At 41.6% G+C, this 23112-nt stretch carries 23 protein-coding genes and 3 pseudogenes; 23 read left to right on the forward strand and 3 right to left on the reverse strand.

Annotated features, from left to right (window positions below):
- Positions 1-57: 57 nt before the first annotated feature.
- Positions 58-447 carry a DUF1259 domain-containing protein gene (locus tag WFI24_RS20055; RefSeq protein ID WP_336763866.1) on the forward strand — a complete coding sequence of 130 codons (390 nt, stop codon included), beginning with the start codon at positions 58-60 and terminating at the stop codon, positions 445-447.
- Positions 448-798: 351 nt separating this feature from the next.
- Positions 799-1560 carry a DUF2935 domain-containing protein gene (locus WFI24_RS20060; protein ID WP_307534545.1) on the forward strand — a complete coding sequence of 254 codons (762 nt, stop codon included), beginning with the start codon at positions 799-801 and terminating at the stop codon, positions 1558-1560.
- A gap of 229 nt (positions 1561-1789) precedes the next feature.
- Here the strand turns inward: WFI24_RS20060 and WFI24_RS20065 are convergent, their stop codons facing one another.
- Positions 1790-2554 (reverse strand): hypothetical protein, encoded by a 765-nt coding sequence (locus WFI24_RS20065; RefSeq protein ID WP_336763642.1) that lies wholly within the window; start codon positions 2552-2554, stop codon positions 1790-1792.
- A 392-nt stretch (positions 2555-2946) separates the two neighbouring features.
- On the opposite strand from WFI24_RS20065, the gene WFI24_RS20070 reads away from it, so the two are divergent.
- The 20 genes and pseudogenes from WFI24_RS20070 (at position 2947) to WFI24_RS20160 (ending at position 17197) form a co-directional block, all read left to right on the forward strand.
- The gene (locus WFI24_RS20070) at positions 2947-3228 is read left to right on the forward strand and encodes a DUF3139 domain-containing protein (RefSeq protein ID WP_336763644.1); all 282 of its coding nucleotides are present in this window, start codon (positions 2947-2949) and stop codon (positions 3226-3228) included.
- Between the two features lie 167 nt (positions 3229-3395).
- A complete protein-coding gene (locus WFI24_RS34550; RefSeq protein ID WP_442956246.1) occupies positions 3396-3518 on the forward strand; it encodes a hypothetical protein in 123 nt (40 codons plus the stop codon).
- 4 nt (positions 3519-3522) lie between these two features.
- On the forward strand, positions 3523-4071 hold the full coding sequence (locus tag WFI24_RS20075) for a glycoside hydrolase family 19 protein (RefSeq protein WP_336763646.1): 549 nt from the start codon (positions 3523-3525) through the stop codon (positions 4069-4071).
- 36 nt (positions 4072-4107) lie between these two features.
- Positions 4108-4869: a hypothetical protein gene (locus WFI24_RS20080; protein WP_336763648.1), complete on the forward strand. Its 762-nt coding sequence runs from the start codon at positions 4108-4110 to the stop codon at positions 4867-4869.
- 275 nt (positions 4870-5144) lie between these two features.
- Complete coding sequence (locus WFI24_RS20085; RefSeq protein ID WP_336763650.1) at positions 5145-5546, forward strand: DUF4279 domain-containing protein; 402 nt, start codon at positions 5145-5147, stop codon at positions 5544-5546.
- 42 nt (positions 5547-5588) lie between these two features.
- Complete coding sequence (locus tag WFI24_RS20090) at positions 5589-9587, forward strand: polymorphic toxin-type HINT domain-containing protein (protein ID WP_336763652.1); 3999 nt, start codon at positions 5589-5591, stop codon at positions 9585-9587.
- Between the two features lie 20 nt (positions 9588-9607).
- The gene (locus WFI24_RS20095; RefSeq protein WP_062835327.1) at positions 9608-10123 is read left to right on the forward strand and encodes a hypothetical protein; all 516 of its coding nucleotides are present in this window, start codon (positions 9608-9610) and stop codon (positions 10121-10123) included.
- Positions 10124-10442: 319 nt separating this feature from the next.
- Positions 10443-10601 carry a hypothetical protein gene (locus WFI24_RS20100; RefSeq protein WP_336763656.1) on the forward strand — a complete coding sequence of 53 codons (159 nt, stop codon included), beginning with the start codon at positions 10443-10445 and terminating at the stop codon, positions 10599-10601.
- On the forward strand, positions 10579-11457 hold the full coding sequence (locus WFI24_RS20105; protein WP_336763657.1) for a prohibitin family protein: 879 nt from the start codon (positions 10579-10581) through the stop codon (positions 11455-11457). The genes WFI24_RS20100 and WFI24_RS20105 overlap by 23 nt, the downstream gene beginning before the upstream one ends.
- 215 nt (positions 11458-11672) lie before the next feature.
- The gene (gene yaaA, locus WFI24_RS20110; protein WP_336763659.1) at positions 11673-12425 is read left to right on the forward strand and encodes a peroxide stress protein YaaA; all 753 of its coding nucleotides are present in this window, start codon (positions 11673-11675) and stop codon (positions 12423-12425) included.
- A 252-nt stretch (positions 12426-12677) separates the two neighbouring features.
- A pseudogene (locus WFI24_RS20115) lies at positions 12678-12938 on the forward strand (WXG100 family type VII secretion target); the annotation flags it as partial.
- 534 nt (positions 12939-13472) lie between these two features.
- Positions 13473-13886, forward strand: a pseudogene (locus WFI24_RS20120) (hypothetical protein); the annotation flags it as partial.
- Positions 13887-13912: 26 nt separating this feature from the next.
- Positions 13913-14293 carry a hypothetical protein gene (locus WFI24_RS20125; protein WP_336763870.1) on the forward strand — a complete coding sequence of 127 codons (381 nt, stop codon included), beginning with the start codon at positions 13913-13915 and terminating at the stop codon, positions 14291-14293.
- A gap of 180 nt (positions 14294-14473) precedes the next feature.
- Positions 14474-14650, forward strand: a pseudogene (locus tag WFI24_RS20130) (EndoU domain-containing protein); the annotation flags it as partial.
- A gap of 19 nt (positions 14651-14669) precedes the next feature.
- Positions 14670-14834 carry a hypothetical protein gene (locus tag WFI24_RS20135; RefSeq protein WP_336763661.1) on the forward strand — a complete coding sequence of 55 codons (165 nt, stop codon included), beginning with the start codon at positions 14670-14672 and terminating at the stop codon, positions 14832-14834.
- A gap of 47 nt (positions 14835-14881) precedes the next feature.
- Entirely contained in the window at positions 14882-15124 is a 243-nt protein-coding gene (locus tag WFI24_RS20140) for a hypothetical protein (protein ID WP_336763663.1), read from the forward strand.
- Between the two features lie 135 nt (positions 15125-15259).
- Positions 15260-15874, forward strand: coding sequence for a pentapeptide repeat-containing protein (locus WFI24_RS20145; RefSeq protein WP_336763665.1), 615 nt, complete (start codon positions 15260-15262; stop codon positions 15872-15874).
- 72 nt (positions 15875-15946) lie between these two features.
- Positions 15947-16333 (forward strand): hypothetical protein, encoded by a 387-nt coding sequence (locus WFI24_RS20150; RefSeq protein WP_336763667.1) that lies wholly within the window; start codon positions 15947-15949, stop codon positions 16331-16333.
- A gap of 173 nt (positions 16334-16506) precedes the next feature.
- Positions 16507-16722: a hypothetical protein gene (locus tag WFI24_RS20155; RefSeq protein WP_336763669.1), complete on the forward strand. Its 216-nt coding sequence runs from the start codon at positions 16507-16509 to the stop codon at positions 16720-16722.
- 193 nt (positions 16723-16915) lie between these two features.
- On the forward strand, positions 16916-17197 hold the full coding sequence (locus tag WFI24_RS20160; RefSeq protein WP_336763671.1) for a DUF6809 family protein: 282 nt from the start codon (positions 16916-16918) through the stop codon (positions 17195-17197).
- Positions 17198-17382: 185 nt separating this feature from the next.
- Here the strand turns inward: WFI24_RS20160 and WFI24_RS20165 are convergent, their stop codons facing one another.
- Positions 17383-18744 carry a right-handed parallel beta-helix repeat-containing protein gene (locus WFI24_RS20165; protein WP_336763673.1) on the reverse strand — a complete coding sequence of 454 codons (1362 nt, stop codon included), beginning with the start codon at positions 18742-18744 and terminating at the stop codon, positions 17383-17385.
- 556 nt (positions 18745-19300) lie between these two features.
- A complete protein-coding gene (locus WFI24_RS20170) occupies positions 19301-20893 on the reverse strand; it encodes a catalase (RefSeq protein ID WP_442956243.1) in 1593 nt (530 codons plus the stop codon).
- 188 nt (positions 20894-21081) lie between these two features.
- Between WFI24_RS20170 and WFI24_RS20175 the strand changes: the two genes are divergently transcribed.
- On the forward strand, positions 21082-23064 hold the full coding sequence (locus WFI24_RS20175; protein WP_336763674.1) for an ATP-dependent DNA helicase: 1983 nt from the start codon (positions 21082-21084) through the stop codon (positions 23062-23064).
- Positions 23065-23112 lie beyond the last annotated feature (48 nt).

The following is a 23112-nucleotide window of genomic DNA, read 5'->3' on the forward strand; positions in this document are numbered from 1 at the left end:
AATGCAGACGCGTTGCCGGGGGTTTGTTAGTTTGACAGCTGTGCACGTTTAGCTAAGATTATTGGCGGACAGGTAGCGACAAATAAACAAGCTTGCGTTGTTCAAACTTTACGGAATTTAAATGTTAAGATTCTAGGTCGGCGCAGTAGATCCCCTTTAACATTACCATTTGCATTATCTGTAGAATCTCGGGACTCCCGTGGGCGTACTCTAAACTTTGGGGAAACAGTCATACTAGAAAGTGAAATCAATCCTTTTGTCTCAGAATTACGCAAGCGAGGGATCAAAGTTAGTGCAATTCATAACCACTGGATATTCCAAAATATTCAATTCAAATATATCCACTGGGAGTCAATTGATAATCCAGTTGCGTTTGTAGAAAAGAGCGCGGCTGCTGCACGGGCTGTAGGAATACTTCCGAATAAGACCAAAAAGACTAAAAAGTAAATAGAAGGCAGTTTTAGCTATAAATCTGTTAAACACGCAAAAAGGCGGATCCATTGGGACTCGTCCTTTTTCGTGTTTAGTGTGAAATCCGATCCCTGTAGGTGGGTTTGTGAACTATACCCGTATATTTTCCTCACTCAGAAGGCAATTGTAAAAAGTATTTAAATTCACACCTTATTAATCATGATTTTTATTTTTCGGTAGCATATTGAAACAAGGCGTCCCCATATACTCTGCTATCATGGCATATTTAAATGGTCTACTTATTAAGTGTGCTGAAAGGTGGGATAAGGTTTGTCGGATCCTTTTGTTGTCAAATCATTAGACGAAATACGTTTTTGGTCACGCATTATGAAAGAACATTCCTTTTTTCTTCGACTAGGATTTAGGTGTGAAGATACGCAGTTAATTAATGAGGCCAATCAATTCCATGCAATCTTTGAGGATATCGAAAGAAGATCACATTCTTTTCAAGCAGATACGGATCCGCAAACCATTAGACAGTTTAATTTAGAAGTTCACAATGCGGCTGCACACATATGGGCATTTAAAAGAAAAGTGCTTGGGCTTATACTACGGTGTCAACTTCCAGGGGGAACCAATTTCCCTTTGCTTGTGGATCATGTTAGCCGAGAAGCCAATTACTTTAGAAATCGGTTAGAGGAACTCAATAGCGGGAGACTTGAGCCATTACCTGATGCGATTATCGATGAAAATGTATTTTTCCTCAAAATCATGGCAGATCATGCGAAATTTATAGGTCATCTTCTTGATCCATCCGAGCGAAAATTAGTGGAACAAGCAAGGGAATTTAGTCAAGATTTTGATACGCTGATGTTCCAAGCCATCGATCTAAGTTCCATGCGTCCACAATCGCAAACTCATCCCTTACTAAGTCAATTTGTTGATGAAAACCGCGTTTCAGTTCAATCGTTACGAGATTTTAAGAAGACTGCGCGCGACTTAATTGAGGAGTGTCGAATCAAAAGCATCATTCACCCTTTATTAGCAGATCACGTTTTTCGTGAAGCCGAACGATTCTTATTTGTTCTCGACATGTTTGATCAGTCATTGTCTGGCATGAAGGTAAACAAGAAAGAAATTATGCATTAAAATACAGTGGATGGCAGGCCATAAAGTGATAGTCATCTGACCCGAAGTTACACACCACATGATGGTTTTACCGTGATAGTATGTAAACCATAGAAAAAGGTGAATATAACCATGAACCTCCGGCTGTACGCTGCTGAATGCAGAAGCGTTGCCGGGGGTTTGTTTATATGAGTGAAACTGCTGAATATTACTTATTTAAAAAAGGGCTGAGACGTCGGGGGCACTACTCTTAAAAGTTAAAAGGAATGTTCAACGAAGTGGGTTCTACAATGGTTTTTCCAGTGTCGTAGTCATAGATTTTATTGAACACAAGTTCAATGGATTCCAGCTCATTCGGGTCATCGGTATATACCAAACCATAACTCGTATTATCAACGACTACGCCATCATACTGATTATAGACATATGATTTTCTCATAAAATTGCGATCGGCGGAGATCGGCTTGCCCGTGTTTGGATGAACGGAGTTTAAGCCGTAAAAACCGATATTCTGATCGGTTGTATTTTCCACAGTGTAGAGGATATTGATATAAGTGATCTTAGAACCGATATCTTCTCGATTCAGAATGGAAATGTTTTTCTGTGAATCCTCAGGAATATCGCTGGCCTCTAATAATTGAGCATGAACAACATGAATGGTTAGTGGCCCACGTTCAAAACGTGCATCCAGAGGTACAGACTTTAGCAATTTCAGATATCCGCCGTAATCGAAAGTTCCTGTATCGCCAGGTTTGGATAGGATCGGTGATACAGTACTATCAAATAGCTTGTTTTGAAGATTGCTGGCGGCCTGCTCGAATTCATCGAGTTCTGGCTCCCATCCATTATAATTGCGTTCGGATCGGAAAGGTTCTAAACCAGTTTCCATGACTTGTTCAGGAGAAGCATCCATAGGCTGTGATTGGTTGATTTCTAGTTGTGTAGAAGTCGCATAATTTGAGCTCCCTGAGCTGCCCAGAAGTGCGATAGCGAGTAGTAATTGAACAATAAACATGTGAGGGACACCCTTTCTCTCTAAAATATAATTAAATAAGAACATCAACCCCACCTGGTTGTTATCTGAAAATAATATGACCTGATATGGTATTGGTGGAATGAACTTAAGTCCAAAGTAATAATAATCATAGCAAAATGGAGCATTGAGATAATGAGAATAACGACCTAACTTCAGGTAATAGAAGATTGTCGAGTGGATAAAGTAACTTAGATATAACGACCTAGACGACAAAGTAAGATTGTCTGTTCCGCAAGGACCAGGGTCCGATATAATTGGATAAATAGAACCTTATTAGGATAAATATCAATGAATAGAGATTGTACATAGAGAAATATCAGATAAAATTATTAAATCTATATTGATAGAAACTGGTAATGGAGGTGAATAAAATGAAGTTTCTAAAAGGATCATTGATTGTAATTGCACTAGTGGTCATAGCTTCTGTCACGTGGTATGGCTCCTATAAAAAGGATATGAAGGAACTTGAAGATGGTTTAAGAACGTATTTAACCGTTGAAAAAGGTATGGATGAACATGATATTATTAGTATCACGGCTCGTCGCAGTAAAATGCCACAGTATCCTGTAGTCGTCAAATTTAAGGACAATCCGCAGGAATATGTCTACACCCAGAGAGAAGAGCAATGGGTGCAACTATGGCCTGATCCATAATTCTTCAACGGCATGTGCGGATATTATCCGGTTTTATAGCAAAAACATTACTCCTTTTCTGAGCAAGGAAGCTCGGGTTATTACTCGTGAATACGGACAATTGGTAGAGGGAAGGTCTTTAAAAGGCAACCCCAGTTAAGATGGCCGGAGGCGAAATGGTACGTTATATGGCAGAGCATAAGATTACAGATGTGAAGGACATCGGTAGCTTTGACCGGTTAGGTTTTGTTTTCTCAGAAGAGAAGTCGAATGAGAGTAATTATGTATTTATATATTTAGTGGGACAGTAGCCAGATGTCCTCCGATTCCGAAGTAAAGCTTGATGACAAATACGTATTTCAAAATATAACAAATAACATGGTGAAAGACTTAAATGTTACGTTAGGGACATTTGATATAACAACTAAAGAGAGAATTAGTCATTTCCTATCACAGGTTATACAAGAATCGGAATTGGGAAGATGGACTACTGAACTGGGTGGCAAAAAGTATTTTTCTAAATATGAGCCTGGAACCAAATTAGGTAAACAACTTGGTAATACTAAAAAGGGCGATGGTTATAAATTTAGAGGCGCAGGATATATACAAATGACAGGTAGATATAACTACCAACGTTTTGCGGACGCTATGGGGGACCCAAAAATAACGAAAATAGGTGCTGAATACGTTGCTGAAAATTATGCATGGAGAGCAGCAGGATTTTGGTGGGATGATAACAAGCTGAATAAGCTAGTAGATTCAGGCGCTTCAGTTACCCAAGTGACTAAGCGAGTTAACGGTGGAACAAATCATCTTGTTAATAGAAAAAAATATTATGCACTTGTTAAGAAAACTCTACGCTAGTGAGAGACTTATTACTTGAACTGGAGATGAAACGATATGAAACATTGGCTATTGATTATAATACCAGGTTTACTATTAATGTCCTGTAATGCGAAAGCTGAGGTGCACTCGGATCAAGCAAAAAGTAGTAATGACACGAGTATAAAAAATAGTTACAAAGTTGAAAGTAGTAATTACTCTAAAAATAATATTAACATTATATATCCAAAGATAGTTAATATTAAAAATGGTGACAAAATAAATGCACTGATTAAAGAGGAAGCGACAAGAATAATTAATTTCTATTCACTAGAGAAAGATAGTCTTGATATAAATTATCAGATTATGCTTAAAAGTAACGATTTAATAAGTATTCAATACTTTGGGTCAGCATTTACTGAAGGAGCATCCTATCCTTTAAATGTTTTTTACACATCGAATATTGATATAAATAAAGGATCGAGAGTTAAATTAATTGATTTAATTGATGTTAATGAAGCATTCGTAGAAGAATTTAAAGAAGGAGATTACAAAAGTTATAATGAGGATTTGGATTTGTTAGATAATGGAGTCATAACAGAAATCTTGAGTGGATATAATAGTATAGATTTAATAAGTTATTTTAAACACTCAGATGAAGTAGGCCAAGTAAATGATTCAGGTACATTTAGTTATATCACTCAAGATGCCATTGGAGTAAGTATTTCAGTTCCGCATGCGCTAGGTGATCATTTAGAAATGGAAATTAGTTTTTCGAATTTAATAGATAACATTAAGGAGGGAAATAAAGTTTTATTGGGAATCATGGCAGAAAAATAGAAAGTAAGATATAAGTTTGTCTATTTGGGAGGAGGGTGTCAAGGGGAAAGTAAGCTTTCTTCTAAAGTCGATATTATGAACTTCCCCCTTCCCAATAGATAACCTTAAATAGCAGACTTAGGAAACCTTAGGTCGGTACTCAACCGATCTAAGGTTTTTCTTATTGAGAAATGATATTACCACCAGATAAACTATAATTGTGTTAGTAGACACTCATTATTATTACTTGAAAATTTTCGAGTGATTTCTGAATATGAATAAGTTGGGAGATCTTAATGGAAAAAACGAATATCATGGCTGAATTTATCATTACAGGAAGTCATTTCGAACCGAAGTTAATCACAGAACAGATTGGAATCGAACCATCAGGAACCTATATAAAAGGAGAAAAGATTGATGATAGAGATTTGTATCGAAAAGAAACCTGTTGGTTCTTGGAGACGGACTATCAGGAATCTTTCGATATTAATCAGCAATTGAACCACATACTCAATCTTTTGGAACCACATAATGAGAAGTTGAAAACCTTGAGAATGAAGCATGATTTGAATTTACTTTTTAGCTTCTCGATCAGGATTATGAATAACGAGACGCTTGCGATATCTATTGAGCAAAAGGCAATCAGTATAGCCTATGACTTGAACGCAGAGTTTGATTTTGATTTGTATATTCTATAGCAATAGGAACAAGTTATTTGTATAAATACAAACGTATACATTTTGCGAGAATACACGGATGCTCTCGATCGGACAACGACGTATACGTATTATTATCTGGAATCCAAATTCAACTTTTTACCTGAGTTGCAAAGCAACCAAAATGCTCAAGGTGTGATGCATACAGCGTTACTATCGCGTATTACAAGCCCTTCATCAGCTATAACGGATTATGCATATATTCCGGCGCTGAAGCAGATTGGCGAAGCTTCCTCCCATTTCGTATTCAAAGTAAGGGAGCGCAAGAGCCAGTTTAGCACAACAGAAGGCGAAGGCGTTCTGGACAAGGTTAACTTTGAGTACTCTGGAGAAGATCTGGACTCTTACGGTCAATCCGCTTCATGGACAACGAAAGTGAAAGCAGAGAACACTGCAGATACTTGGACGTTCTCCAAAACGTTTAGCGCTGCAGCTCATCCAGATTTGGTTCGCGCAGATAAGCACACGTTAACTGGAGATGACGTAACTTTTTCCACGGAGTTCCAGTACGACAGTCAAACGAAGCGAAACCTTCCGACTCAAATGACGGAGTGGGTAAGCGAGAGTGGCGCATACGAAACGGGCAAAACTCCATATCACTGGATCAAGCCTATTCGATCTACAACCAAAGTTAACAGCACGTTGGAAAGGTACGCTGAAACAACATACAACAATCAAGGTGATATGTTGCAGACCTCCACCAAAAATGGATATGGCGGACAATTGCTCTCTGATTCGGAAGTGAAACTTGATGATAAAGGACGTATCATCAGCTCAACCGACAAAGGCGGTACGCTGGCCAAAGATCGTATTGTTACATTCAGCTATCAACCAAATGCAGGGCATTTATTGGAAACGACATCAATGGTTGTGCATGATGCTGCTGGTAAAGCAGAATCTCTTGAGGAGTCTTATAGTTATACGCCTGAAGGTGAACTGGAGACAACGACAAACGCTGCCGGAGAACAAGAAGCGAATCGATATGACCTTGCAGGGCGTCTTCTTCAGACCAAACATGCAGATGGAACACATTCAACGACAGCATATGATGACAAAAAAAACATCATTACAAGCACATCGCCAGACGGCATTGTGACTACACAGCGGTACAATCCGTTAGGTTTGCTCATGGAAGAACAAACTGCGTACGCGACATATAAATATGCCTATGATGGCGAAGGAAACGTGAAGGCTTCGGAAGATGCCGAAGGTAATGTGACGAGATATGTGGTCAATGCGTTTGGGCAAGCCACGGAGTCTCAATATCCGGATGGAACTACAGATAAAACAACCGTTGATCCTGTCGGAAAAACCGTGACGTATCAGGATGCTTCCAATTACAAAACTCGTGTGAAAGTGGACTTGCTGGGACGTACGACGGCGCTAGAAGAATACCGAGAGGGAGCCTTTGTACCATTGCAACAAAGCGAGTATGACCTAAGCGGAAACGTGACTGCATCCATTGATGGGAATGGGGGGCGGACGACGTATACGTATGATGCGCTTGGTCAAATCGCAACTGCAACAACGCCAAAACAAGAAACCAGCCGTTATTTCTATAGTTATCAGGGCCAGGTAACCCGAATTGTATCTGCCAACGGACAAACAGTTACCAAGCAGTTTGATGAATTGGGCCGCATTATTAAACAGATACCTCCGATGCTGGATGGATCTGCGACAACCTTTTATTATGATAAAAAGAGCAATCTGATCAGAAAGCAGGATCGGCTCGGAAAAATCACGGAATACACATATAACAGCGACAACATGCTTACAGGCTTCAAAGGTCCGGATACGTCCGTATCGTATACATACGACGAAATGGGACGTAGAACGTCAATGACAGATAATCACGGCAAAACGACTTATTCTTACCGTGATACGGACGGTATGCTCAATGGATTGACCTTCCCGGATGGAACCCAGTTGGGATATGAAAACAATACCCAGCAGCGGTTGGGATATACACTGACCGATGCACAAGGACAATCTTTGCGGATACATGGTGAACTGGATACGATGAACCGAGTTACTTCCATGGATATCATCTCAGGAGTGGGAGGTGCTTCGACACTCGCAGTATCGGCTCAGACGCCTGTAGACCGGATGACTTTTAGCTACGCGTCGAATAGTTTGCTAGAAAACGTATCGTTTGGCAAAGGCCTCAGCACAAGTTATCAGTTCGACGGTTATGATCTGTCGGGAATCACCGTTTCCCAAGGAACGACTGCAGTTCATCAGTTTAACTATGAGTATGATGGAAATAAAAACATCATGTCTCGAACTCAAAATGGGTCAACCGATCAGTTTACGTATGATGAACTCAGCCGTATTCAAACGGAATCAGGCACGCAGCAGGAGACATATACGTACGATTCCAATGGCAACCGGTATAGTACCGGCAGTGGTAAGATATATGGACTGAAAGATGCGGAGTATACGTATGACAGTCAGAATCGATTGGTCAAAGCGACGGGGGAAGGCAAGACCATTACGTATAACTACAACGGGGATGGACTGCTGTATGAACGGACCGAAGGCGAACAAACTTTCCGTTATTACTACGATGAAGAAGCCAAACTCATGGCGGAAGCACTAGTTACGTCTGGAAAAGCAGAACTGACCTATGTGTATATCTATGACATGTATGGTCAACTGTGGGCACGTCAAGCCAAACAAACTGGAAAATTGGAATATTACCAGTTTAATGGTCATGGCGATGTAGTCGGACTTGTGGACGACGCTGGTAAAGTGTTGAACGAGTATACGTATGACATCTGGGGCGGACCACTCACAACGAAAGAAACCGTGCCGAATGTACTTCGCTATTCGGGTGAGTATTGGGATCAGACAGTCGGACTTCAATATTTGCGAGCACGTTGGTACGACCCAGGCATGGCAAGGTTTATTGGTGAAGACACTTATGAAGGTGAACTGAACGATCCGTTAACTTTAAATTTGTATTCGTATGTAAGTAACAACCCCCTTAAGTATGTAGACCCAAGCGGGCATAGACACGAGTCAGGTTCAGGAGGAAGTGGAGGCAATGATTTCGGTTTCTGGCAAAAAGAATGGAATGCGTTCAAGGGAGCACACTCCAGTTGGTCCGGAGCAATCGACTTCTGGACGATGGGAACCGTCAGCTCATTAAATGAATATTACCGGGTGTCCATGGAGAACCCCTGGTCATTGCAACAATTTTTCACAGCGGGTTATTTGGTTATGGAGCTGAATCCTTATGGAAAGGCTACAGCAAAGCTTTCTAAAAAAGGTGGAAAATTCGTAGACAATGCTATTAGTAAAGCATGTAATTGTTTTACAGGGGGTACTAAAGTTCAAACAGAAGAAGGGGAGAAACCTATCGAGGAAATCGAGGTAGGGGATAAGGTGCTCGCCAAGTCTGATGAAACCGGAGAAGTTGGATACAAAGAGGTTATAAAGCTATTCCAAAAACAGGCTGATGAAATTTATTACGTCCGTATAGGTGATGAAGTCATTGAGACAACTGGATTACATCCTTTTTGGTTGGATGGAAAAGGTTGGACTCTTGTACAAGACCTAAAGGTTGGAGATTTGCTTGTTTCAAGTGATGGTACTAAACTAGCAATAGATAGGATTGAAATAGCGCCACGACAAACCACTGTTTACAATTTCATGGTTGCTGATTATCATTCTTATTTTGTATCTAACCTTGGCATATGGGTTCATAACTGTACAATTCTTTCAGCAGGTAAAAATTTCAAAAAGCATTATCTCGATCATAAAAAATTACTCGAAAACGCACTTGGAACTAAATATAAAAAGTATGATGACGAAACAACTGCAAGATTTTTAAGTGATCTTGGAAGTCTGATTGATAATGGTACAGTCAAATTTGTAGGGGACGCTACTTTACAAAAAGGTGGAGACGTATATAAGGTTTATCGAGGTAATGGTTTGACAATGACTACAAAACAAAATGGTGAATGGCATACTCTTTTGGAGTCCGGAAAAGGGATGGATGGGAAATTCATATTTAAATAATATAGAGACGGGGGACACATATGTATTTAGAAGAACTTAAAAACATAGTTCAAAATAACTTATTAAGTAGTGTTTATGTAACAGGTATTGTTCTATCATCAGAAAGAGAAAATGAACTTGCTGAGTTCGTACCTTATAGAAGTTATCTGTTTTTTGAATTTGGTGATCAACTTGTAAAAATTGAAGCGATTGAGCAGTATTCAAAAATTTCAATTGCGTTAACTCCAACTTTTATTGTAAGGGTTGAGGTAGAGGATGTTATTCCGGCTAAATCCAATATTAGCGACATTATTTTGGATAATAGCTTGATAGACAACAAGGTTAGCCAAATTGAGTTACTTAATATGGAAGTAAAAAGCAATGAGATTATTTGCGACGCTCTAAAATTATCAATAACAAATAACACTAACAAACAGGAATTATTTTTAGATCCTCAATTTTTCGGTATAAATATAGGAGGATTTGGTGTAGAAGAATTATGGAAGTACAATCAATTGGAAGAATACAAATCAATATCAACGATTATTGAATTTTAAATGATCAAATGTAAGTTCATTGACCTTGGGGCGGTAATCCTCAAGGTCTTTCTATTGTCCCACCCAGAGCCTAATGAGTCTAGGGGCATCTCCCAAAAGAACTTAACTCTCAATAGTGGTTCGATCTTAAGAGTCTCACAGCCTTAAAACAAGCCGGATCGCATATCCCTTTTCGATGTAGAAATTCTAGAGCTATAAGAAGCGGTGCTGGATATCATTGAAACCTAATACAAATTTACAAAGTATATATAAAGGAGGATATAATTAGTTACCATTTATAAATTTGTACTCGGTTACATCCATAGAGGGGAGGACGGATATGCCATTTATTGGGGGAATCATTTTAATTTTTATCCTAGCATTTATTCTATGGTCATTAATGTTCCCGCTATTCAATAAAATAGGTAGTAGAATTTTGAAGAAATACAATAAATTCAAACAAGAGGAGAATGGTGATGAAAAATTCAAAGACATTTAGAGTAGGGGCAATTACGGTTGCATTAGTTATTATTGTGGGAGTATTACTGGTGACCTTCTTTGTAACACGAATTCCTAATGGATATGTTGGGGTCGTGTATTCACCAAATGGAGGCGTGAAAGATAGTACACTGAGTCAAGGATGGAAACTCGTTGGAGCGTTTGATAAAGTGACGAAATATCCTATCCGAATTCAAACGGTTGAATACAGAGATATTCAGATTGCCACTTCTGACGGGAAAAACATCACAATCGACTTTGCTTACAACTACCAAGTAGAACCAAGTAAAGTATCTTCGATCTTTAATACATTTGGGCCAATTAGCATTCAAGAAATTGAGGATACATATCTCAAAACACGTTTCCGTGATGCAGCTCGTAAAGGTATTTCCAAGTTTACAGTCATTGATGTTTATGGTGAAAAGTCATCCGAAGCAGGCGTAGACGTCGAACAACGTTTTTCTGATGATGTTAAAGAGTTAGGCTTTATTGTATCAAACGTTACTGTAGGTGTTCCTCAACCTGATGCTAAGACTCAGGAAGCAATTGATAAGCGTGTCGAAGCTTCTCAAGAACTGGAACGTAAAACGACTGAACTTGAGATCGCCAAGAAAGAAGCAGATCGTAAGCGTGTGGAAGCACAGGGTAATGCAGACAAACTATTGATCGAAGCAGAAGGTCAAGCTAAAGCAAATAAAGAGCTTCAGCAATCATTAACAAGTCAACTCGTTGAATATGAAACAATCAAGAAATGGGATGGAGCCCTTCCATATGTGAGTGGATCAAACACGCCAATGATTCAATTGCCAACTACAAAAACAGAGCAAAATAGCGGCGCGGGGAGTGTATCTCCCTAATTAGCGCTTGAAAATGCACTTAATACTTTCTCATCCAATTGAATTTATTGATTCTAATGAACAAGCCGGTCCAATTGTGGGCCGACTTGTTCATTTTGAGTCTTTTCAAAGGTACAATAAGGGATTTAGTTAAGCCTTGGCATTGGATTCGCCTGTCCAATCCTGTACAATGGATAACGACAAAAACAACGGTAGATTAAGGATGGATCAGCACGATGAGAATTATCATATCACCAGCTAAAAAGATGAAGATCGATACCGATCTTATGGCTATCGCGCAGATGCCGCATTTTATAAACGAGTCAGAACAGCTATTGAGTCTGCTTCAAGAGTTATCCTATGACGAACTCAAAGCGATGTGGAAGTGTAACGATGCAATCGCCGAACAGAACTTGGAGCGGATTCGGAATATGAATATAAAAGCAGATCTTACGCCAGCCATCTATGCCTATGAGGGCATTCAGTATCAATATATGGCGCCAGGTGTTTTTCAAAATGAGGAACTAGAGTATCTTCAGAAGCATTTACGCATATTATCCGGTTTTTATGGCATGTTACGGCCTCTAGATGGGGTTACCCCTTATCGATTGGAGATGCAGGGCAAGTTGCAAGGTCCAGGTTTCAAATCGCTCTATCAATTCTGGGGCAGCAAATTGGCAGATCAGCTTCAAGCGGACAGCAATTGTATTCTAAATTTGGCTTCCAAAGAGTATAGCAAAAATATCACCCCTTTTCTGAATGAGGAGACCCGTTTTATCACTTGTGTATTTGGACAAATGGTCGATGGGAAGCTGGTTGAAAAGGCCACGCGGGCCAAGATGGCCAGAGGTGAGATGGTGCGATATATGGCAGAGCGTAAGATTACAGATGTGAAGGATATCAGAAATTTTGATCGGTTAGGTTTTGTTTTCTCAGAAGAGAAGTCGGATGAGAGTAATTATGTATTTATATATTCAGAGGAGAAATAGCGAAAATTCCAACTTTGCTATTAAAAAAATGTGCTAGTTAGCAAGCCAGCTCATCTTGTGGGCTGGTTTTTAATTAGATATTGTGTTTTAGTATCCTTCACAGAGTTGAGAAGTGAGTTAGGACCGTAGTATGAAACAATAACATATTGTAAGTGGGTTCATAAAGTGAAATCAGGAGGTTAGCCGGATGTAATTGCCATCTAACTTCTGCTAACATAGTCTTATCATATTTCAGATGAGCGGTGAAAATGGATGAGTACAATTAAAGTTACCCCAGAGCAACTACATCACGTGTCGAATCAGGTGGACCAGGCAAGACAACAGATGGAGAGTATACGGGGGAATCTGACAAGACAGATCATGTTTATTCAGACATTGTGGATGGGGGCAACGCAGGAGCGATTTTTCTATGAGTTTGAACGGTCACGCCCTATACTGGATAAAGCGTTGGAGAGTATGGTGGAGACTTCCAAGGAATTGAAGGATATCGCCACGCGTTTTGAGAATGCAGATGCTGAGCAGGTGAGTCTGGGCGGTGCTATTGGGGCCGTGGGTGCGGCAGCGATGATGAGAAATTCGGTAAGTAACACAGGTTTGAATGATAAGGGCTATCGAATGGCACAAGTCAATATGTTTGGAAAGTTAATGTGGATGCCTGTCAATGAGGAGGGTGTTGCGGATCAAGCTGCTCTTCAGGCTTATCAGAGGGATCAGGGGCATCTGGATATCAATCGCATGCAAGCAGTGAAGGTAGAACCCCCTGGGGAAGATATCTATGCGATGCAGATCAAGGCGTTTGAGATGGGCATTCATCCGATGACAGGTGAACCTGTATCTGATAAGTATGCTCAGATGATGCTAACTTCACTGAAGTTCAGCCAGCTATTTATGGCATTTCAGATGGTTCGCGGGAGTATGCCGGGTGGCAAAGGGCCTTTTCGGTTGCCTTCATCCCATCCAGCTGTGGCGAAGATTAAAAAGAATTTGGAAGCGGCTGAATTGAGGAAAACTAGGAGTATTAAGGGGACGGAAGATGTTAGACCTGCCCAAATAATTGAAAACAGATATCCAAATGAGATTCAGCAAGGAAAGAGTTTCGAATATGTTTTGGGGAATGGTCAAGTTAAGATTCGAGATGGAATTAGAGAAGTTGACTTCGTCATAGATGTAAATGGTAACTTAAAGGTTGGACGAGGACATTCTCATTTAGCTAATGGAGCTGATGTCCAAGCTGCTGGAAAACTAAAAGTCGATGCAAATGGAAATATTAGAAGAATAACAAATGAATCAGGACACTATACTCCAACAACTGAGCAAGCCAAAAAATATGAACAAATATTTAATAGTGCTGGAATAAAGACAGAAAACGCTTGGTTAGAGATATATCAATTAGAAGTAACGAGCAACGGTTATGTTGATTTAGGGAAATTAAAGAAAGTACAGTCAACTAAATTGAAATAGTGGGAGGAGATATTTTGACTACTCAAATGAATGAGGAAATTTTTTCGACAAATTTATCTAAAGCAGTTGATAAGATAAAAAAGGCTAGAAACATTTCGAGCGATATAGTTAAATTTGTCATAGATCCTGTTGAGGAACGTGGGAAAATGTTAGATGGTGGTGATGAAATGATGAAACGTCTTGTGTTATCTAAAGAGAATATTGGTGGTAAAAAACTATTGTTAGAAGATGTTGTTGGAGTTTTAGGAGGGCTTTTCCCAAAAGCCCCCATATGGATTAACGTATCTTTTGTGGAAATCGAAGGAGATACCGCTATATTCAGATTGGAAACTAGTTTACGTTTTAGAAAACCAACCTTATTAAGAAATGCTGAAACAGGTCATGCACCTTTTAACGCGATTGTATAAGGTATGTAAAGATTGTTGTGTGATCTCTTTACAGAAACTCAATGGGGCTATCCAGTGCGGAACGAGTTCATCAATTAACGAATAACAGCAGGTTGATTATGGTCGGATACCACCATGAGTGACCTGTTCTTTTTTTTCTTTTTATCAAAATAATATAGATGAAATACTAAAAAAGCGAAGACCACGTTTTTTTCGAAAGATTGGACACCACAACAAGTAATTGATGAAATAAATATAGCTTTCGAGAACAAAATTCTTTTCAAAAATAATAGATATAGGGGAACTTCCAGTACAGGAGTGACTATTGAATTTGTTATAAAAAATGAGAAAATCACATCCGCTTATCCGTTGTATTAAGAAGATTGGAGATACGAACATGATTAAATATAGGTATACCATTGAATATAAAGAAGATTTCAACGAAGTTATCGTGGACTTAGGCATTGATACATCGTTAAAGAATGGTTATCTGATTAGTAATTCTTTGGGATCGGATTATTTGGAGACTTCGCCACGATCCAGGAAGAAATCGGAAACTTAATCGAATTACTGAAAGGGGAAATAACGTTATACGAGGGAGGAGGAAATGTGAACTTAATAAAATCTGACAAGTCTTTTACAACGTTTGACGATATTTTTGCAGAAGAAGATGAAGAGGACAGTACATGTGAAATTGAGACATTAGAATATGTAAAGCTACTATTGTTATGGGCAAAAGAGAACTTTCAGTATAAAAGCCAGCGAGGCGTTATCTTGAAAGAAGAAGCGGAATTAGTATTAGAGTGGATAAATAAAAAATATATTGAGGTCTGTGAGATTGAGAGCCAATAATTGCAAAAGATCGTTGACCATGCTGATTGTTTATTAGAAACGATTAATGTTGAGTTTCAAGATTCTTTCTGTCGTGTTGTTTTCAAGATTCCAGAAAAGTAGTAAAATGTCAGGGTGACTAAATGTGATGCAGCAATGAAAACAACTAACCAACAAGAACTGATAGAGAAATTAAATTCACATCGAATGTGGATTGAAACCATTGGAGAAAAAGGTGAAAAATTAGGTGTAGATGAAATAGATTTTCGTCATATCGATTTATCGGGATATCCCTTGGATCAAGCCTATTTGACCGAATGTGCATTTGATGGCATGAATTTGGAACATATGGACATGTCTTCATCGTTGTTATGTTCGTCCAGCTTTACTAACACCAACGTAGTAAACACTGATTTCTATAAGGCAGATTTGTCTTATGTCAATTTTACAAATGCAGATTCCCGAGGTGCAAGGTTTGCCAAAGCAGATCTCTCTGAAGCCGTTTGTACAAATACAAACTTGACAAACGCCATGCTAATTTCCAGTTCCCTGTACTTTACGGATTTTCGCAATGCTAATATGAATTATGCAGATGTCAGTTCAGCATCGTTTGAAGGAACTTTGTTGCACGGAGCTAACTTAACAGGGCTTAGGGGAATAGAAGATGCCTTTATAAAAAGCATCAATACCGGAACGCCAGAACAACCAAATATTCTGGTGGGTGGAGAAGCTATAAAGTGGTTGCAGGACAAAAGTCTGAGTAAGGAATAGATTCTATGCTCGAACTTGGCTGTAATGCGGTCTCACCAGATAAACCGCACTTCGGAATAGGGAGAAATGAAAATGGGAACTTCAGCGGTTATTTTAACAAAAAAAGATAGATATTCTCCAGAGCAGCTTTTAGCTGATACTATAGTTGCAGCTTTCCATTCGGACGCAGCTCTCTATTTTTATAACAATAAGACGTATACAAATGAAGGAGAGTTCCTGTATACAACGCTGATTATTAATCATAAGTCATTTACAGGGGACAATAAATCCTCATTAATTTTCCATATTCACAGCATTAGTAGCCCAAGTACTGAATTTTATTATCACGAAGATTTAGGTTTAGATCCTAATGTATCACTATGCCAATTCGGGCACATTGAGGATATCTATGGTAATCGAGAGTTAATACTTCATTTTATATATGAATATCTCAAGCTGAATCCTGATGATTATTTCTGAATTGCAGACAATGATTGGGTATACAGCTGGGAGGACATACAAAGACTGAAATCTTTACCGTATGACCCGGATTGGTGTTATAAGAATCCCCGAGACTAACTTTCGAATGATCATAAAAATAATAAAGAATGTTGATTCTGCATTTCGGATTAATATTAAGGAAGAGATAATTGATGTACAAAATACTGACAACAAAAACTGAAATAGATAGATTAGTCGAATCTTATTTCTGGACTATTTACTTTCCCAGAGCATTAAAATACTTTGGAGATCATGAAAGACATGGTTATGGTTCAGGTCCACTGGAGGTACAATTTTCATCCTATCATATGCCAGAAGAGGAAGAGTATATTGGTGACCAGAAAGTGTGTTTTATTGGAGAGCTATAATATGATTTTTAAAGATTTTATATTTCATTTAATGGAAGAATCCAACCTTCTCTGTAACTAAACTTTAATTCATCTCTCAATCGTTGTGCCTCGCCAAGGAAATTCTGTTTTTAATCTTTACTTAGCGGATTTTCCGCTAAATTCCCATCTCACCTCATCACTTAAATTACAATCTTCCTGAGGTGACCTTATCATGAAGGATAACATGTCAAACCTGATCGAAGATTTGTTTCACGGAAACCTGCGGTTGGACGAGTCGATTCATCCTGAGCAAGCCGAGTATCAGGAGATTAATCGCCAGATATCGGACTTGATGCAAGACTACAAAACACAGCTTACCGAGAACGAATACGATGCTTTGGAACAACTGGTAGACCTGATCGGACAATCCACATCTATGTATGTTGAAGCAGCGTTTGAGCAAGGTTTTCGTACAGGCGGTAAACTCATCATTGAGGTTTTATGCAAACCGTGAATATCTATCAATCCATAAGTCAGCAGAGTATGCACAGCAACTCAAAAATCCCCTTCTCCATTACCAGAAATTAGCTGGTATGGGAAGGGGATTTCTAATTACTTTTTGTCGGTTACACAGTTATGTGTGCCACGTCATCTAGGTTTATTTTCAAAAATGTTAACTCCGAATTTCATCTCACTAACCTACCGCCCACCAATATTCGTACCCGTAGGCGTACCCGATCCAACCAGATCACTGCCGTTTGCAAGCTTCAGGAAATTACCCAAGACAGGCGTTCCATCCGCACTACGCGTTACCGAAGGTACGAGGGAGACAAAGTCGGCTGCGCTGGCAAGCAATCCTTTGGCATTGACGCTTTTCTTGTTCTTCCACCAGACGTTGGTGCTGCTGACGTCGGTTCCGCTCGTTTTGTCGCTGGCGCCACCTTGGAAGGACAGGTTGTTGGTGAAGATATGGGTGCCTATATCGAAGGCAAAGTTGCTTTGCCCGTTGTTCCAGGAGGTGTTATTTTTCATCTGGATCGAACCGGGATTGCTGTTGTAGGTGAAGCCATGCTTTTTGTTATTAAAGGCAATACTGTTCTCCACAATATGATTCACGGCGATTTTCTCGCCTCCGAGCTTGAAGCCGTTACCATCACTATCCGAGGTTGATGTTCCGTCCGAAGTCTGCCCATTGTTGTACGCAATGCTGTTACGAATGGTTACTGCACCAATGGCACCCGTGTCTGTTTTACTGTACAGATCCCAACCATCATCAACATTAAAGGCAGCGATACAACCGTCGAAAAGGTTGCCGGGGCCAACAGTCAGTTTTGCGGCAAAACCGTCCGCATCTTCTCCATTATCCGGGTCGTAGTTGTCATGGGAGTACGAGCGAATGACTTCGTTATAGGCAGGCCACTCACTCTTCGCTGCGGTGGAAGCATAACGCCCCATTTGAATACCCGTATCCCGGTTATGATGAGCTTCGATCTGCTCCAGACGGTTATAGCTACCCCCGATGAAAATTCCGTTGTCGCCCGCACCCTTAACCTCAAGCCCTTTGACGAGCCAGTAGTCTCCAAACATTTGCAGCCCGCGATTGGTAGAAGCGAAGGCTTGAGCGGAGAAATCAAAGACCGGTTTTTCCGATCCATATGCCACCAGATTTTTACGTTGTCCGGATGTACCGCTATTGCCACGCTCAATGGTAATGGTTTCGGAGAAACTGTAAGTTCCGCCGCGTAGATAGATCGTTTTACCCGGTGCGATCTGGGTCAATGCGTTAGCGAGTGACGTAGGGCTGTTCAGTGTTCCCGGATTGTTGGCTGAGCCGCCAGGAGACACATACAGATCACCCGCAGCAAGCGCGATATTCGAAGTAGCTACCGATTCAGAGGGATTTTGCAAACTGCTCTCGATCAGCTCTTCAGCACCAGCCGATCCACCACCAATCAATAATAGAGGGAACGCGGCACTCAGACAGATCTGGGCCATTTTCGATTTCAGAGAACGTTCGGATCGTACAGATGCATGAGTGGATGTAGATGGGAATAATTTCATTACGCAAACCTCCTTGGTTAATTGGGAATAGAATGAAGAGCATGTGGTAGCCGTGTACCAGACTGTTATCAAAAATGAAATAAGTCATGCCGGCTGGTTAGATGCAATCTCTAGGACACAGCTTTATGGTAAATGTTGTAAGCGTTATCATCAATAATCATCTGATCAGATGGAGGTACATGCAGGCAGGTCAAGCCTGGAAGCTTCCAATGCCTGTAATCTCACGGGGTTTATGTAATCTTTCCATTGGGTGATAGCTCTCATTTAACGAAGGATCATCTGAAATGAACATAGAGAAGTACGCTTTTCCATCCCCAGAGCACAAGTCTTACCTTTGATCCACTCATATGAACTTCATTTAATTTAAAATAAATAGCAGCATGCATCCTGAAGTGGAGATTACACTCAAGCTAGTCATGAAAAAGCCCTGATAGCAGCTGCAACTGGCAACTTGACGATCAGGGCTATGTTTAATTCAGAACGTAATCTGCTTACTCAAAATACTCGAATGTACTAACAGTGTCAGACTTGTCAGTCTAAACGCTGTCCAGCTGCTTTAATATCCGTCGGTCTCACGACTGCGTTTCTCTGCTTGCTCAACACTTGGTTCATGTTTCGGTTGGACCGTCGCACTATCATCGGTTGGCACAGAGGATAGTCCTTCGGAGACGCGCCGACCGTAATCCGCATCCGCTTGGGTAAAATAAGAGATCATACGCTCACGGATATCCGGTTTGCATTGAGCCAACGCACCAACCATGTTGCTGATCAGCTCATCCCGTTCCCAATCCTCGAACGCCCGGTACGTATCTCCCGCCTGACCAAAGTCATTCGAACGCTCAATCTTCTCGCGGACAAGTCGGCCTTCCACCAGTGGTTCATGTTCCTTACCACGTGGGGTTGCTTCCTTTAAGCCACCGAGCGACGAAGGTTCGTAGTTCACATGCGGATTCTGACCCGGTGCACGATCCACCTGATACTGCATCTGTCCGCCGCTCTGATTCGTGGCTACCCGGTTCTTCGGTGCATTCACTGGCAGTTGCAGATAATTGGCACCCACCCGGTGACGCTGGGTATCCGAATAGGAGAAGGTCCGTCCTTGCAGCAGTTTGTCATCTGAGAAATCGAGCCCGTCCACCAGAACGCCCGTACCGAACGCAGCTTGCTCCACTTCATTGAAATAATCTTCGGGATTACGATTCAGCGTCATTTTGCCCACTGGTAGAAAAGGGAACTGCTCCTGCGGCCATAGCTTGGTTGGGTCCAGCGGGTCGAAGTCCAACTCTGGATGCTCGCCGTCCTCCATCACTTGAACGCACAGCTCCCATTCGGGATAGTCTCCTTGTTCAATGGCGTGATACAGATCCAATGTCGCATGATTGAAATTCTGTCCCTGAATCTCGCTCGCGTCTTTTTGCAGCAGGTTGCGTATCCCTTGATTGAGCGGTTCCCAGTGGTATTTGATGAGCACGCCCGTGCCTTCCTGATTGACCCATTTATATGTATTAACACCCGAGCCCTGCATCTGCCGATAATTCGCTGGAATGCCCCAAGGAGAGAAGAGGAATGTCACCATATGGGTAGCTTCAGGACTTAGCGAGACAAAATCGAAAAACCGTTCCATATCCTGTGCATTGGTCAGAGGGTCGGGCTTAAAGGCGTGTACCATATCCGGGAATTTGAGCGGGTCGCGAATGAAAAAGATTTTCAGATTGTTACCCACCAGATCCCAGTTGCCGTCTTCGGTATAGAATTTTACAGCAAACCCGCGCGGGTCCCGAAGGGTCTCCGGTGAGTGCCCGCCGTGAATAACGGTGGAGAAGCGCACAAATACGGGCGTTTGTTTGCCTTTCTCCTGAAACAGACGTGCACGTGTGTACTTCGATACAGGTTCATCCCCGGCCGTTCCATACGCTTCAAATACGCCATGAGCACCAGCGCCACGGGCATGAACCACCCGTTCTGGAATACGTTCGCGGTCGAAGTGAGTAATCTTTTCGAGAAAATGATAGTTCTCCAGCGTAGTCGGTCCGCGGCTACCAACAGTTCGTACATTCTGATTGTCCGTGATCGGATGACCTTGTCGATCTGTTAATGTGTCAGCTGATTTGTCTGAGGAATGCTCTGATTGTGAAGACTGATGATTCATGGAGTGGAGCACCGCCTTTCCTTAAAGTGGATTCCTGTATATATTTCCCCTGAAAATTAGTTCTATACATTAAACCTAGCAAATAACCTAGCAAAAAAAGCTTGTCACCCGCTTCATCACGTGAGATAATTAACTTTTGCCCTGCGGCCTTTTTTGAACGGAAAAATGAAAGAGGACCGCGTCTAAGAATGGAGGCTGACCTAGGATTGTCTACACAACGTTATCCTTTTGCATATGATCCGGCTGAACCTTTTGTATCCCGTCTGGGAGAGTGGGTTGCTGATGTTTTTTACGATATTTTGCCAGAGTTCGGCTTCGAGGTACGGGATGAACAGATTTTTATGGCGTACCAGCTCGAACGGGCCTATGGAGATAAAAAGACCATTATGGCTGAGGCCGGTGTCGGAACAGGCAAGACGTTAGTCTATCTGCTCTACGCGGTCTGTTATGCACGTTATACGGGCAAACCGGCAGTGATCGCCTGTGCCGATGAGTCTTTGATTGAACAACTTGTGAAGCCCGGCGGAGATATCGCGAAGCTGGCTGCACATCTGGACTTGGAAGTGGATGCACGTCTGGGTAAGTCACCGGACCAATACGTCTGTCTGAACAAATTAAGTGCGGTGCGATTTGCGGATGAGGATGCCCCTGTTATCGAAGAAGTGCATGAGAGCCTTCCGGATTTTGTAAATACGCCGGGTACACTTCAGGCTTTCCATCCGTATGGTGACCGCAAACAGTATCCGCATCTGAATGATCGCCAGTGGAACAAAATTAACTGGGACCCGTTCCAGGATTGCTTTGTTTGCCCAAAACGTCAACGCTGCGGCCTAACGCTGTCGCGTGACCATTACCGTCGTTCCAAGGACATCATCATCTGTTCCCATGATTACTACATGGAGCATGTGTGGACCTACGATGCGCGCAAACGCGAGGGACAATTGCCACTGCTGCCAGATCACAGCTCAGTTGTATTTGATGAAGGTCATTTGCTGGAAGAAGCAGCCCTGAACGCACTAAGTTACAAATTGAAACACCGTATCTTCGAGGAACTCGTGACTCGTCTGCTTGAAGGAGAGATTCGTGAATCCCTCGCGGAGCGTGTGGATGAAGCGATTGAGAGCAGTGAGCGACTGTTTGCGTTGCTGGATACGTATACGGTGGCGATTCCGGGATCGGAACGGAAGGAAGTTCGGGTAGAACCGCCACTGCTACGTGAGATTGAACGTCTGACCAGTGTGCTGGATGCGATCGGCGAAGAATTGGTATTTGAGAGCGGATTGTTCTCGCTGGATGGGTACCAGATGCGTGTCGTTGAAGAACATTTGGACATGATTCAGTCTGCACTTGCATTGTTCCGTAAGGAAGACGGCTATATCTGCTGGGCGGAAGAAAGTGAAGACGAGACGACATTATCGATCATGCCGCGTACCGTGAAGGAAATGCTGAACGAGCGTGTGTTCAATACAGGTATTCCAATCGTGTTCTCCTCCGCCACGTTATCTGTGGATAGCTCATTCCGTTATGTGGCGGACAGCCTAGGCATTGACGATTTTGTATCATTCTCGGTGGCTTCCCCATATGATTATGCGGACAAAATGAAGATGAAAATTACAGATGAAGCCATACCAGGTCACCCGGAGAACGAAAATCGGTTGCGGGATGCAGTGTCTTTGCTTCAGGAGAGTGGGGGCCGTGCACTGATCTTGTTCCGTACGATGGAGGAATTGCGTGCGTTCAAGCAGGACATTGTTCATGTCCCTGAAGCAGAAGGGTTGCGCTTTATGTACGAGGGTGACCGGGAGATCAGTGACCTGATTGCAGCGTTCCAGCAGGATGAGGAGAGTGTGCTGTGCTCCGTCAATCTGTGGGAAGGTCTGGACGTTCCAGGACCGTCATTATCCAATGTCATGATCTGGTCGCTTCCTTATCCACCACAGGACCCTGTCTTTAATGCGAAACGAAGTGCATCGGCAGCACCTTACGAAGAGATCGATCTTCCATACATGCTTCTGCGTGTGAAGCAAGGTCTTGGACGTCTGATTCGGACGAGCAGTGATTCAGGTTCCGCAGTCATTCTCGATGAATCGCTGTATACCAAAAAGGAAGCCAAAGACCGCATTGCGGCTCTGCTTCCCGAAGGTGTAGAATGGACAACTTTGACACACTAATTACTGATAAATGGTACAGAAAATATACTTTTTAATGTCTTCACATTT

This window comes from Paenibacillus sp. USHLN196, from assembly GCF_037144955.1.
Classification (GTDB): Bacteria; Bacillota; Bacilli; order Paenibacillales; family Paenibacillaceae; genus Paenibacillus; species Paenibacillus xylanexedens_C.